Source organism: Nakamurella panacisegetis (genome assembly GCF_900104535.1).
Taxonomy (GTDB): Bacteria; Actinomycetota; Actinomycetes; order Mycobacteriales; family Nakamurellaceae; genus Nakamurella; species Nakamurella panacisegetis.
On the sequence record NZ_LT629710.1, the window covers coordinates 3,527,365 to 3,539,938 of the forward strand.

The window sequence follows — 12,574 nt, forward strand, 5'->3', positions numbered from 1 at the left end:
CTGTAAGGTGCCGCGATTTCGGTGTAAGGCGGGTGAAGAGGACTAGCGTGAAAGCGGATGCTCTGCTAGGCCGGGACCGCATCGCGCGACGCCTTTCGGTCACGAACCTGTCGTCAGTCACGATGCGACACCAAGGGAAGAAGTCCGTCATCGCCGATTTCCGCGCGGCACCCCCTCCCGAATCGCCGGCGCTGATGAGCGCCCTGTCCGCTCATCCGGAGGAGATGGCGCATCTCATCGCCGCCCTTCACCGCCGGGCCGTGGACGTGGGCGGGCTGCTGGACCTGTTGAGTCGAATCGCCCGGGAGGCGGTGCGGCTGTTCCCCGACGTCGGCTGGGCCGGGATCACCGCGCAGTTCAACGGACCGCCGTTGACGGCTGCACACACCGACTCCCGGGTACTGATCGTCGATGAACGTCAGTACGAGAACCAGGACGGCCCCTGTCTACGGGCCATGCGCTCCGGGACGGCGGTCGCCATGACCGACGTCCAACTGGCTCGCGCCTGGCCGCATCTGGCCCGGGTGGCCCGCCAGGTCGGCGTGTACGCCGTGCTGGCGTTGCCGCTGTACGCCAACGGCCGGTCGGTCGGAGCGATGAACCTGTACAGCCAGGACCCGGTGGTGCCGATGCCGGATCGAGACCTGTTGACCGTGCTCACCGAATATGCCAGTCGTGGACTGGCCGACTTCCAGAACTCCGCTCCGTCGCCCTCGGCCGAGGAGGTGTTGCGTCGTGCGCTGGCCGACGAGATCACGGTGCAGCGCGCCGTCGGAGTTCTGGTGCAGCTCAACGGCTTCGACGTCGACTACGCGCATCAGGTGCTGATCGACCAGGCCGAGGACTGGGGGCGGACGGTGATCGATCAGGCGGCTCACGTCATCAGCGACAACTCGCCCTCCGGCTGACCCCACTCGCCGGGACCGTCCGGATCGTGTTGGATCATCGAAGCGGCCGGCCGGATGCGATCTCCCGGATCGCCGACCGAGCGCCGACGAGAGAGCCGACCACAGACGGGAATCCGACCGTGACAACAGATCTGGTTCGATACGGGGTCGACGGCCGCGGCGTGGCCACGGTGACCCTCGACGACCCGGCCACCCGCAACGCCCTTGGCGATGATCTGCTCGACCAGCTGATCGGTCACCTGCAGTCCGCCCGTGACGACGAGGCGGTCCGGGTCGTGGTGCTGGCCGCGTCGGGGGACCGGGTGTTCTCCAGCGGTGGGAATTTGAAGGCGTTCGCCGACGACCGTCCGGTGATCGAGAAGTACGCCGGCCTGGACCGCTTCCCGCGGCTGTTCCGGTTGATCGGAGACCTGGGGAAGCCGACGATCTGCGCCGCCGGGGGCGACGTGCTGGCCGGTGCCTTCGGACTGGCCCTGGCCTGCGACCTGGTGATCGCCCGGAGCGGCGTCCGGTTCGGGTGCCCCGAGATCAACGTCGGGGTGTTCCCGTTCATGATCTCCGCGTTGATCTACCGCAGCGTCCCACGGGCCAAGGCCAACGAACTGATGATGCTGGGCGACCTGATCGATGCCGATCAGGCCCTCGCGCTGCACATCGTCAACGCGGTGGTCCCGGCGCCGGAATTCGCGGCGACCGTCGACGCCTGGGCCGGACGGATCGCGGCCAAGTCGCCGCTGCTGATGCGTCTGGGTAAACAGGCGCTCGCCGTGACCCGCGATCTTGCGCTGGGGGAGGCCCTGTCCCACCTGCAGGCCCAACTGGCCCTGGCCCTCACCACGTCCGATGTCGGCGAGGGGGTCGCGGCGTTCCGTGAGAAGCGTGACCCCGAGTGGCGGATGCGTTAGAACTCAGGCGCCGGTGCCTTCGGCGTCCGAGATCGGGTGAGCCACCCCGATCTGGTTGCGGCCATTGCGCTTCGCTGCGTACAGAGCGGCGTCGGCGGCATCGATGACCTGGGTCGCAGTCCGACCGTCTTCGGGATAGACGGCGATGCCGGCCGAGAGGGTGACCGTCGGCAGGGTGCCGCCGCGGTGGCTGACACGGAGTTCGGAGATCCTCGTCCGCACCTGTTCGGCCCGGTCGCGCAGCACATCCGCGTCGATGTCGGCGAGCAGCAGCAGGAACTCCTCGCCGCCGTAACGGCACGGCAGGTCACCCGGACGCAATGCGTTCCGGATGCTGTGCGCCACCGCTTTGAGCAACTGATCCCCGGCATCGTGGCCGTGCAGGTCGTTGATCTGCTTGAAGTGGTCGATGTCGGCCATGATGACGCCGAATGATCGGCCGGTCTGATCGGTGCGGGCGACCTCCCGGTTGATCCACTCGTCGACGAAACGGCGGTTCAGCAGGCCGGTCAGCGGGTCGCGGAGGGCCTGCAGCCGCAGCTTCTCGGTGAGTTCGAGATTGGCCAGGGCCAAGGCGCTCTGTTCGCTGACGGCGGCGGCCAGGCTCTGTTTGGCCGGGGTCAGCGGGCCCGGCTGGGGGCGGGGCGATTGGCCGGGCCGGGCCGGCTCGACCAGGTGGAGCAGACCGCTCGTCTCACCGTGGGCCGACATCGGTACGCAGACCGAGTCACCCTGCCGTTCGAGCCGATGTTGGCACACGAGCGCGGGGTTCTCCGCCTTGACGACGTGTGACTGTCCCCGCCGAAGGGCCCAGCAGTCCTTCGGGGCCAGGGGCGGGACGTCCACCAGATCGCCCCAGATCACCTTGGGTTCCAGGACGTTTCGCGACGATCGATAGACGTAGATGACCCCCGACAGGCCGTCGAACAAGGCGGACAACGATGTGCTCATCGCGTCGAACGCCTCCTGGACGCTGTCGCATGCCTGCAGCAGATTGCCCAGTTCGGTGAGCTGCGTGATGTCGCGGTTGAGTTGTTGCAACTCGTGGGTCCGTTGCATCACGCGGCGTTCCATCTCCTCGTGGCTGGCCTGCAACTCCTCCGCGAGCATGTTGATACCGACGATCACCGAGTCGATGTCGTCGTCCAGATCCGATGGTGTTCCTCGTGCTTCCAGCTGTCCGGCCGCGAGTCGAGTCAGGAGCGAGATCACGGCATCGAAACGGCCCGTCAGCGCGGCGTCACTCACGTTGCTCCCTGAGCCAGGTGGTGGCGGATGCTTCGTCCGTGAACATGCGGACCGGCACCGGCATCCGTTGCACACTGATCACGAAGTTCGCCACCACTTTGCTCACCGCGGAGGCGACCAGGAGGGCAACGGCCGTTGCCTGGGCTTCCGGGCTGGTGAAGTGCTCCCGGGCGGCCCGGTCCGCCTTGGCCAGAAACCTCATGTCGACCAGGACCGGGACCGGACCCCGCCCGAATGCGCTGACGGCTGCGGTCACCCGACGCGCCGCGGCCAGGTCGCACACCGAACCAGGCAGCCAATCGTTGTGCGCCACCTGGTTCTCTTCGTCCCACCAGACTCGGCAGGGAAGTGCCGAATCCGTCGTCTCGTCCATGGGGTCATCCTTCGGCCACGCAGCTCAGAGTCATTGCCCGCTGCGATGACAACTCATCATATTTCGCTGTCGTGAGGGATTCGACTATGCGGGTCGACTTGTCGCAGATCGTAGCCGAAATAGCCGAATTTCCTCGGGCCAAGCGCCTGAACGAAGGGCTTTGCACGATATGCATACCTCCAACCGGGGGGTCCGTCAGGCTTTCGGTCCTGAGCGCTCGTTGGTCTGTGGCGTATCTCCGATCGACCGGCCGTCAGCGGAGCGAGACTTAATCCTAGTATTGGTGTATGACGCGCACGAATCTGCTGTCTCCAGGCCCTCGAACCGCCCCGATCGAGGCCCCGACCACCGGTGGCCCACTGGTCGCCTCTTATCGGGATCTGGACACCGGATGCCGGTTCCTGGTCGCTCGCCCGGTTCAACAGCCCACCCTCTGGCGGGCCTACCTGGCGGGTGCGCAGCAGAGTTACCGCAAGCACGACGTGGAGTCCGTGCTGGAGTACGACCAGGTCGTCGACGGGCGTTCCACGGCCATGTTCTTCGCGGCGGTTGCCCCCGACGGGTCGGTGGTCGGCGGTATGCGCGTGCAGGGGCCGTACCGCGAGGTCGCGCAGGCCCACGCGATCGCCGAGTGGGGTGGTGCCGAAGGAAGCGACGAACTCGAGCGCGAGATCCGCACCCGATTGTCGGCGGGCGTCGTCGAGATGAAGACCGGCTGGGTTGATGACCTGTTCCCCGGCCGTGATGCCCTGACGAATGCCATGGCCAGGATATTCGTCCACACGCTGACCCTGATGGATGTTCGCTACGCCCTGGGCACGGTGGCGCGGCACGCCCGCCGCCGGTGGCAGACGACCGGTGGCACCGTCAGCGAGGACGTCTGCCCGGTGGCCTATCCCGACGCCCGCTACCAGACGGTGCCGATGTGGTGGGATCGGGAAACCTTCGCCGATCTGTCCGCGGCGCACCAGTTGCCGCACATCGTCTACGAGGCCGCGCAGTTGTCCGCGACCGACGCCGGGCAACTCGAGACGATCGCTCCGGTCGCGGCGTGACGCCTGTGTCGGAGGACGGTCACCAGCCGGTCTGGGTCGACGAGGCCGCCTTGTCCGAGCTCCGGTCCCGTCCCGGGCTGCGGGTTCTCGATCAGACGGGTCACGGCCGGGACGAACTGCGCCGTCTGCAGCCGCCGCCGACCGACGACGAGGTGTCCGAAGGGACCCGCTGGGCCTTCTTCCCGTGGCGCAACACCGTGGTCCGGTTGCCCGGCCCCCTGGCCTACCGCCGAATCCGCACCGACCGGAACCGGAACAAGATCACCGGGGCCGAACAGGATCAGCTCGGACGACTCGTCATCGGGGTGGTGGGTCTGAGTGTGGGTCACGCCATCGCCCACACGATCGCCCTGGAGGGGCTGTGCGGCGAGTTGCGCCTGGCCGACTTCGACACCATCGAACTGTCGAACCTGAACCGGATCCCGGCCGGAGTGTTCGATCTCGGGGTGAACAAGGCCGTGGTGGCCGCGCGGCGTATCGCCGAGCTCGATCCGTATCTTCCGGTCCGGGTGCTGCCCGACGGGCTGACCGAAGACTCCATGGACGAGTTCTTCGACGGGCTCGACCTGGTGATCGAGGAGTGCGACTCCCTGGACATCAAGGTGCGGGTGCGCGAGGAGGCCCGATGCCGTGGCATTCCGGTGTTGATGGAGACCAGCGACCGTGGTCTGTTCGACGTGGAGCGGTTCGACCTTGAGCCGTCGCGGCCTCCGTTCCACGGACTGCTCGGTGACGTGGACGCCGGATCGCTACGCGGTCTGCCGACCCGGGACAAGGCCCCGCACGTGATGCGGATCCTCCAGGCGACGCAGCTGTCAGCCCGGATGGCGGCATCGATGGTGGAGATCGACCGCACCGTGTCGACCTGGCCGCAGCTGGGCGGGGACATCGCACTGGGTGCGTCGATGGTGGCCACCGCGGTCCGCCGGTTCGGGCGGGGGCAGCACCTGCCGTCCGGGCGGATCCGGGTCGATCTCGAGCAGAGCTTCGACCGTCTGGACCCGGCGTTGGCGCCCGGCCGGTCAATGTCCGCCGACGGCCCGCGAACCGACCTCACCGCGGATCGACCCGCCGACGTCCTGGACGCGGTCGTGCACGCCATCCGCCTCGCGCCGTCCGGTGGGAACGTCCAACCGTGGGCGGTCGAGGTGTCTGGGCCCAGCGTCCGGATCTCGCTGGTACCGGAGCGCACCTCGGCCATGGACCAGCGGTTCCGTGGCAGCTACGTGGCGATCGGCGCTGCTGCCTTCAACGCCCGGGTGGCCGCGGCGGCCCACGGGCGGGGGACCGAGGTCGACTTCCGGCCCGGTGGCGACCCATCGGCGGCGGTGGCCGTCACCCTGGTCGATGGTGCCGATCCGTCGCTGCCCGGCCTCTACCCGGGGATGATCCGCCGTATCTCCAATCGGAACCTGGGCCGGCGGGCGCCGTTGACCGCGGCCGTGCGGGATCGGTTGGCCGCCGCGGCGGCGATCGAGGGCGGCTTCGTCCGTCTCGTCGAGGACCCGGACCGGCTCGGCCAGGTGGCCGACATCCTGGCCGAGTCCGACCGGCTCCGCTACCTCACACCGCTGCTGCACACGCAGATGATGAGTGAATTGCGATGGCCGGGACGGGACCGCCTCGAGCTGGGCATCGACGTGCGAACACTCGGACTGGACGAGGTGGACCTGGCCAAGCTGGAGGTGGCCGGACGCCCCGAGGTGATGGAGCTGTTGGCGGCCTGGGGCGGCGGTGTGGCGCTGGGCGACAACACCCGCGACCGCGTCCGGACCAGCTCGGCCGTCGCCGTCGTCGCCATGGACGGCGACGGGGTCCAGGACTACCTGCGCGGTGGGGCGGCGGTGGAACGGGTGTGGATCACCGCCGAGCAGGACGGGCTCGGGGTCCAACCGGTGTCGCCGGTCTTCCTCTACGCCCGGGACGAACGCGACCTCGCCAACGTGTCGGAACCCTTCCAGTCACGGTTGGGTGCCTTGTCCTCCCGGTTCGCCGACGTCGTCGGCCTGACGGCCGGTCAGGCTCCGATGCTGGTGCTGCGGCTGTCCCACGACGCCGGAGATCCGCCGCGCAGCGAGCGGCTGCCCTTGGACGAAGTGCTGGCCGCCCGCTGACTGCGGTCGCCCGGGTCGCCGCTGGCCCGCCGGCGTTCAGCAGCCGTCGCTGCCGGCCACGGGAACGGTGTCGCCGGGCAGGCCGAGGGCGGCCCTGAGATACGTGCGATAGGTCTCGGCGCCGAAGGGCGAGGAAAAGGAGTTCCACTCGTAACAGCCGCCCTGGTGCAACCCGCCGATGACGCCGACGACGATCGAGGGCAGATCTCCGCGGGTCACCAGGAACGGGCTGCCGCTGGTGCCGCCGGGGTAGCCGTGACAGTTGAAGGTCGGATAGCCGACGGTGAGGGTGACCGTATTGGTGCACCGGATCGGCTGGTCGTCGAGGCCGTAGGCGTAGGCGATGTCGGTGATCTGGGTGCCCGGCGATGGGGCCATTCCCAGGATCGACCCACCGGTGAGATCCTCCACATTGGCCCTCCGGCGCTCCCACCGTTGCGGCGCCACCTGCAGGAACGCGTAGTCGGCGTGCGGATCCTGGGACGCGATCCAGGCCGGGGCGACCCAGGCCTTCTGCACGGTCCACACGCCGTACGGTGTGCTGCCGTTGTCATAACCGGGGGCGAACTGGAGCCCGCGTCCGGTGCCGCTGATGCAGTGCGCGGCCGTGAGCACGAGATTGTGCCGGGGGCTGTGCACGACACTGGCCGAGCAGCTGTGCGGGTTGGACAGGCCGTCGGCGAAGACCGCGCCGACGAAGGGAACGCCGGCGAAACTCGTCGCCGTGGGTGTGCCCGGTGGCGGCGCCGGGTCGGCGGCTGCGGGGAGCGCGGCCAGGCCCAGGCTCAGGACGACGGCTCCGACCACGAACACCAGGGCAACTCCGCGACGAATCAAGATCGACTATCCTCCAGATGGTCCGGCCGATGACGGGGGATCCGCCGCTCGTCTGACCGTAGACTCGCGCCGCCTGGCTGTCACGGTTCGGCTCGATACGTCCGAGTAAATTCCGGATGAGATCGGGTCGATCCCGCACAGTGGATTGTCACGACGCTCGCACTCGATGCGGGTTCGGCGCTGATCCGGCTGCCGTAACTTGGCGGACTGTTCGGTGTCAATCGACGTGACCACAAAGGTGCCGCCCATGAGTTCGTTGTCCCTGTCCCGCCGCACCTTCCTGGCCGTGGCCGCCCTGGGCGGACTGGAGGCCGTGCTCACCGCCTGCACCAGCTCGTCCAGCCCCGTCGTGGTCACCACCACCGTGACGCCGGGTGACCCGGTGTCGTCGGCGGGTGTAGCGCCGTCGTCCGCTGCCGGAGCCGCCCCGTCATCGGCGGCAGCGTCGTCGGGTGCTGCCCCCGCATCCGGAGCCGTGTCCTCGGGCGCGCCGGCGGCGTCCACCCCACCGGTGACCGCCAGCCCGACCACGACCGCCGCACCCACCGGGAAACCGGTGCACGTGCGTCTGTACCAGGGCGACGGCAAGACCTACGGCGTCGGCCTGCCGATCATCGTCTACATGTCCAAGGTGATCACCGATGCCAAGGCATTCGTGAAGGCGACCACGGTGAAGGTCAACGGGACGGTCATCCAGGGCGCCTGGTACTTCCAGAAGTCTGCGATCTACAGCGGGTATCCGATGGAGGCGCACTACCGTCCCCAGACGTACTGGCCGGCCCACGCCGCGATCTCGCTGGACCTGCCGATCAAGAACGTCTCGGCCGGCAAGGGCCTGCTGTTCGACGACAGCCTGACCCTGAGCATCAAAACCGGGGCGGCCAACATCACCATGGTCGACGGCGCCACCGAGCGGCTGGTCACCACCAGCGACGGACTGGTCAAGTTCAACTTCCCGGTCTCGTTGGGCAAGGCCTCCACCCCGACGTTCAACGGCACCAAGGTGATCATGGAGCGGGCGAAGCTGGAGCGGATGATCGGCACCACGCCGGGCGACGAGTACGACCTCGAGGTGCCGTGGTCGTGCCGGCTCACCAACTCGGGTGAGTTCATCCACGCCGCCAGCTGGAACGGCGGCAACATCGGTCAGCGCAGCACCTCCAACGGATGCACCAACCTCAATGTGGATGCGGCGAAGCAGTTCTTCGATTTCGCCCTGATCGGCGACGTCGCCGTCTACAAGAACACCGGCGGTGGCGACATGCCGGTCTGGGACGGCTACGGCGACTGGAACCTGTCCTGGGCCGAGTGGAGCCGGGGCGGCGCGGTCTCCACCTCCTAGCGTCGCTGCTGCAGGCGGATCCGCTGTCAGCAGCGTTGCTCGCGCGGGGTGGCTCGGGGACGGCACGGTGGGGGCATGACAACCACCGAGCACGTCACCGAGAACCTCGGCGAGCAACTGACCGTCCAGCTGCATCGTCGCCGTGTCCTGCAGTTGGGTCAGGAGGTCGACGACGCGGTCGCCAACCGCCTGTGCGCACAACTGGTGCTCCTGGCCGCCGAGGACCGGCGTCAGGAGATCCTGTTGATGATCAACTCCCCCGGAGGTTCGGTCTCGGCCGGCCTGGCCATCTACGACACCATGCGGGCGATCGGTCCCGACGTGGCCACCCTATCGATGGGGCTGGCCGCCAGCATGGGTCAGTTCCTGCTGTCCGGCGGTACCCCGGGCAAGCGATACGCGTTGCCGCACAGCCGGATTCTGATGCACCAGGGATCAGCCGGCGTGCAGGGCACAGCGATCGACGTCCAGATCCAGGCGGCCAATCTGGAGCACACCCGCTCCCTGATGAATCGCCTCAACGCGCAGTTCACCGGTCAGCCGGTCGACACGATCGCAGCGGACAGCGACCGGGACCACTGGTTCACCGCGGAGGAGGCCAGGGACTACGGATTCGTCGACCGAGTCATCACCTCCCTCGACGAGATCCGGCCGACCGGGCGCACCACCGGGCTGGGGTACTGACATGGGTCACTACACCGTGCCGACGGTGATCGAGAAGACGCCGTCGGGTGAACGGATCGTCGATGTGTACTCGCGACTGTTGTCCGAACGGGTCATCTACCTGGGCACCGAGATCGACGACGACGTGGCCAATGTCGTCGTGGCGCAGCTGCTGTATCTGGACTCGGAGTCAGGTGGTCAGCCGATCTCCATCTACCTCAACTCCCCCGGAGGATCGATGTCGGCGACCATGGCCATCTACGACACCGTGCAGTCCGTGCAGGCTCCGGTGGCAACGACCTGCGTCGGCCAGGCCGGCTCCGGGGCGGCCGTGCTGCTGGCCGGCGGTTCGGCCGGACATCGGTCGCTGCTGCCTCATGCGCGGGTGGTCCTTCATCAGCCGTCGACCGACGCCCGGGGGACGATCGCGGACCTGGCCCTGCAGACGCAGGAGGTGCTGCGGGTCCGGGCCCAGATGAACGAGGTGCTGAGCCGTCACACCGGCCAGACGGTGGCGACGTTGCTGGCCGATACGGAACGCGACCGGGTGTTCGACGCGGAGCAGGCGCTGGCCTACGGCCTGGCCGACCGGATCGTGCCGGCCCGGAAGGTCGCTGCCGAAGCTCTCACGCCGCCATCGACGTGACGCCGGACGGTCGGGTCGTTGGCCGGGCCGCGGGCCGCACGGTCGGTCCGGCGGGTTTCACGGCGGGCATGGTGGTGGGTCGGCCCGGGTGGGCCGAGACGCCGTGCAGGGTCCGGCTGGAGGCCGAGAGCAGGTCGGACAACCGCAGACCCATTGCGCCGCAGATCGATTCGAGCATCTCCGACGACGAGTCCTTGCGCCCGCGCTCCACCTCGGACAGGTACTGAGGGGAGAGGCCGGCCCGTTCGGCCACCTGTTGCAGGGTGCGCCCCTGCTCGATCCGTTCGGACCGGAGCACCTGCCCCACCAGTTCCCGCCAGAGCGGCTCGGGCCGGCGCCGACGGGGGAACAGTTCGACTACCTGGCTTTCCTGGTCAGCATCCATGAAGAAACTCTAGGGGCGTCCCGGCGGATGTGCCTGGGAGCGGGCGACGGTTTCGCTGCGGGCGGACGCGCGGCCGTCTCCGCCGGCTCCGGCGGGGTCACCGGCCTTCCGCGGTGCGGGCCGACCAGCCGAGGGCCGGCCCGAGGCGGGTGGCCATATCGGTCAGGATCTGGACATAGTCCTCGTGTTCGAAGCTGAACGGCAGGGCGAACGCGACCTCGTCGACCTCCCGGAAAGCGGCGTGGGCGTAGAGCATCTGGGCGATCTCCTCGGACGAGCCGACCAGATCGGGGGCGAACATCATCCGGGCCGGGCCCTGTGGTGCGGTGGTGCGGGCCAGCCGGGAGTCGGCGTAGGCACAGTACTTCGCCTGTTGCTCGGACGAGGCGGTATCAGTGGGAATGACCACCAGTCCCTGTGACACGCGGGCCGCCGCTCCGTCCGGATGGTGTGCTCGATAGGTCCGGATGTGCGAGAGCTGGATGTCGGCGAAGTCCTCGGATTCCTCGGCCCGGACGACGCTGCTGGCCAGCAGGTTCATGCCGTTCTCGCCGGCCCACTGGGCGGATCGGAGGCTGGCGCCGCCGTACCACATGCGTGCCCGGAGGCCAGGGGAGTGGGGCTGTACGCGATCGGAGAAGACCTCGATGCCGGCCACGCCGCTGAATCCGGTGGCCGGTTCGCCACTGATCAGGCGGAGGAGTCGGTTGACCCGCTCGTAGCCGAAGTCCTCGACGTCGGCGGTGTCTGGGTACAGGGCCTGTCTGACCTCGTCCCACCGCATCGGCGGACCGACACTGATCCCCGGGTTGAGCCGGCCGCCGGACAGGATGTCCACGGTGGCCAGGTCTTCGGCCAACCGCAGCGGGTTCTCCCAGCCGAGCGGAGTGACGGCCGTTCCGAGCTCGATCCGGCAGGTGCGCTGGGTAGCTGCGGCCAGGATGGCCACCGGCGAGGAGATGCCGTACTGGAGATGCCGATGGCGTACCCAGGCGCTGTCGAAACCGAGCTGCTCTCCGAGTTCGATGATCTTCAGGGTCGATTCGTGCCCGTCGGCCGGATGGTCACCGTCGAACAGCCCGATGGTCAGAAATCCCAGCTTGGCCAACGGTTCTGCGGGTGTGGGCACGTTTGCCGCCTCCTTCGGTTCGTCGATGATTCTGCTGGTTGGCGCCTCACCCGACGCAGCCGGGCCCAACAACTATCAAGCGGGTAGTAATTGACGTCGCCGCGCATGAAAGACTTGATCCACGCACCGAGACCGGAGGGTGGGCTATCGATGTGGATGCAGCCGAACACGGATGCGGGCATGAGGCGATCGACCGCAGCGGTGACCACCCTCGGTTACGCGTGGGTGCCCTACGCCGTCGCCGCGCTGCTGTTGATCGGGCTGTCGGTGGTGTGGGCGGTCCGTTTCCGCGGCCGGACCACTCAGTCGACCTGGTCCTGGCTGGCCTTCCGCGGGGCCGGCCTGGCCGTCATCGCCGCCGCGATTGCCCTGCTGGCGGACGCGGCCACCGAAGGCGACGGCCTCACGGCGATCGACCGCCCGACATGGTCCTGGTTCGTTGGTCACCGGGGCGGTCCGCTGACTGCGCTGTTCAAGGTCATCACCCAGACCGGCAGCACCCTGGCGATGGGATCACTGGCCGGCGTGGTCGTGGTCGTCCTGCTGTGGCGCCGCCGCCGCGCCGACGCAGTGTTCCTGGCGGTGGTCGCCATCGGAGCCGGATTGTTCGTGAGCGCGGCCAAGCCCCTGATCGGCCGGGCCCGGCCGCCGATGGCCGAACGCCTGGTGGTCGAGGCGAACCAGTCGTTCCCCTCCGGCCACGCGTTGGCGTCGATCGCCATCATCGGGGCGCTGGCCGTGCTCTTGCGGCCCATTCTGCGAGCGACCCGGCTCCGCGTGGCGGCCGCGGTGGTCGGCGCCGTGTTCGTTGCCGCGATCGGGGTCAGTCGGCTGTATCTGGGGGTGCACTGGCCGACCGACGTGCTCGGCGGCTGGCTCTGCGGCGCCGGGTGGTTGCTGCTGTGCACGACCGCGCGCCAACTGCGGGCGCGGCGGTGGCCGCCGCCCGCGGCTGGGGTGCCCTCGTGA

13 protein-coding genes are annotated in these 12,574 nt (G+C 68.5%); 8 read left to right on the plus strand and 5 right to left on the minus strand.

Translation table 11 applies throughout. The features are described 5' to 3' along the window. The first annotated feature begins 122 nt into the window (after positions 1-122). Entirely contained in the window at positions 123-908 is a 786-nt protein-coding gene (locus BLS97_RS15805) for a GAF and ANTAR domain-containing protein (RefSeq protein ID WP_090477448.1), read from the plus strand. Between the two features lie 119 nt (positions 909-1,027). Next, positions 1,028-1,813, plus strand: coding sequence for an enoyl-CoA hydratase/isomerase family protein (locus tag BLS97_RS15810; protein ID WP_090482367.1), 786 nt, complete (start codon positions 1,028-1,030; stop codon positions 1,811-1,813). Positions 1,814-1,816: 3 nt separating this feature from the next. Here BLS97_RS15810 and BLS97_RS15815 read toward each other — a convergent pair whose 3' ends face one another. Together BLS97_RS15815 and BLS97_RS15820 are read right to left on the minus strand one after the other, a co-directional pair. Beyond that, complete coding sequence (locus BLS97_RS15815; protein ID WP_090477450.1) at positions 1,817-3,061, minus strand: sensor domain-containing diguanylate cyclase; 1,245 nt, start codon at positions 3,059-3,061, stop codon at positions 1,817-1,819. Next, the gene (locus tag BLS97_RS15820; protein ID WP_090477452.1) at positions 3,054-3,434 is read right to left on the minus strand and encodes a DUF7793 family protein; all 381 of its coding nucleotides are present in this window, start codon (positions 3,432-3,434) and stop codon (positions 3,054-3,056) included. Before BLS97_RS15820 ends, BLS97_RS15815 begins: the two co-directional genes overlap by 8 nt. Before the next feature lie 287 nt (positions 3,435-3,721). Here BLS97_RS15820 and BLS97_RS15825 point away from each other — a divergent pair, with 287 nt between their 5' ends. Next, positions 3,722-4,489, plus strand: coding sequence for a hypothetical protein (locus BLS97_RS15825; protein ID WP_090477454.1), 768 nt, complete (start codon positions 3,722-3,724; stop codon positions 4,487-4,489). Then, positions 4,486-6,603 carry an Rv1355c family protein gene (locus BLS97_RS15830; RefSeq protein WP_090477456.1) on the plus strand — a complete coding sequence of 706 codons (2,118 nt, stop codon included), beginning with the start codon at positions 4,486-4,488 and terminating at the stop codon, positions 6,601-6,603. Before BLS97_RS15825 ends, BLS97_RS15830 begins: the two co-directional genes overlap by 4 nt. A gap of 36 nt (positions 6,604-6,639) precedes the next feature. On the opposite strand, the gene BLS97_RS15835 is transcribed toward BLS97_RS15830, so the two are convergent. Next, complete coding sequence (locus tag BLS97_RS15835; RefSeq protein ID WP_157695470.1) at positions 6,640-7,440, minus strand: trypsin-like serine peptidase; 801 nt, start codon at positions 7,438-7,440, stop codon at positions 6,640-6,642. Positions 7,441-7,687: 247 nt separating this feature from the next. Between BLS97_RS15835 and BLS97_RS15840 the strand changes: the two genes are divergently transcribed. From BLS97_RS15840 to BLS97_RS15850, 3 genes are all read left to right on the plus strand, one after another. Beyond that, entirely contained in the window at positions 7,688-8,782 is a 1,095-nt protein-coding gene (locus tag BLS97_RS15840) for a L,D-transpeptidase (protein ID WP_090477459.1), read from the plus strand. 75 nt (positions 8,783-8,857) lie between these two features. Further along, a complete protein-coding gene (locus BLS97_RS15845) occupies positions 8,858-9,466 on the plus strand; it encodes a ClpP family protease (protein ID WP_090477461.1) in 609 nt (202 codons plus the stop codon). A 1-nt stretch (position 9,467) separates the two neighbouring features. Further along, positions 9,468-10,091: a ClpP family protease gene (locus BLS97_RS15850; RefSeq protein ID WP_090477463.1), complete on the plus strand. Its 624-nt coding sequence runs from the start codon at positions 9,468-9,470 to the stop codon at positions 10,089-10,091. Here the strand turns inward: BLS97_RS15850 and BLS97_RS15855 are convergent. Together BLS97_RS15855 and BLS97_RS15860 are read right to left on the minus strand one after the other, a co-directional pair. Further along, positions 10,072-10,476, minus strand: coding sequence for a helix-turn-helix domain-containing protein (locus tag BLS97_RS15855; RefSeq protein ID WP_090477465.1), 405 nt, complete (start codon positions 10,474-10,476; stop codon positions 10,072-10,074). The two genes, BLS97_RS15850 and BLS97_RS15855, sit on opposite strands and share 20 nt — an antisense overlap. Positions 10,477-10,573: 97 nt before the next feature. Continuing rightward, entirely contained in the window at positions 10,574-11,605 is a 1,032-nt protein-coding gene (locus BLS97_RS15860; protein WP_090477466.1) for an LLM class flavin-dependent oxidoreductase, read from the minus strand. Positions 11,606-11,785: 180 nt separating this feature from the next. Here BLS97_RS15860 and BLS97_RS15865 point away from each other — a divergent pair, with 180 nt between their 5' ends. After that, positions 11,786-12,574 carry a phosphatase PAP2 family protein gene (locus BLS97_RS15865; protein WP_157695471.1) on the plus strand — a complete coding sequence of 263 codons (789 nt, stop codon included), beginning with the start codon at positions 11,786-11,788 and terminating at the stop codon, positions 12,572-12,574.

Coding starts and splice junctions, on each gene's coding strand:
- BLS97_RS15805 (WP_090477448.1), top strand. CDS start 123: ATGCGACACCAAGGGAAGAAGTCCGTCATCGCCGATTTCCGCGCGGCA.
- BLS97_RS15820 (WP_090477452.1), bottom strand. CDS start 3,434: ATGGACGAGACGACGGATTCGGCACTTCCCTGCCGAGTCTGGTGGGAC.
- BLS97_RS15825 (WP_090477454.1), top strand. CDS start 3,722: ATGACGCGCACGAATCTGCTGTCTCCAGGCCCTCGAACCGCCCCGATC.
- BLS97_RS15840 (WP_090477459.1), top strand. CDS start 7,688: ATGAGTTCGTTGTCCCTGTCCCGCCGCACCTTCCTGGCCGTGGCCGCC.
- BLS97_RS15845 (WP_090477461.1), top strand. CDS start 8,858: ATGACAACCACCGAGCACGTCACCGAGAACCTCGGCGAGCAACTGACC.
- BLS97_RS15850 (WP_090477463.1), top strand. CDS start 9,468: ATGGGTCACTACACCGTGCCGACGGTGATCGAGAAGACGCCGTCGGGT.
- BLS97_RS15855 (WP_090477465.1), bottom strand. CDS start 10,476: ATGGATGCTGACCAGGAAAGCCAGGTAGTCGAACTGTTCCCCCGTCGG.
- BLS97_RS15865 (WP_157695471.1), top strand. CDS start 11,786: ATGAGGCGATCGACCGCAGCGGTGACCACCCTCGGTTACGCGTGGGTG.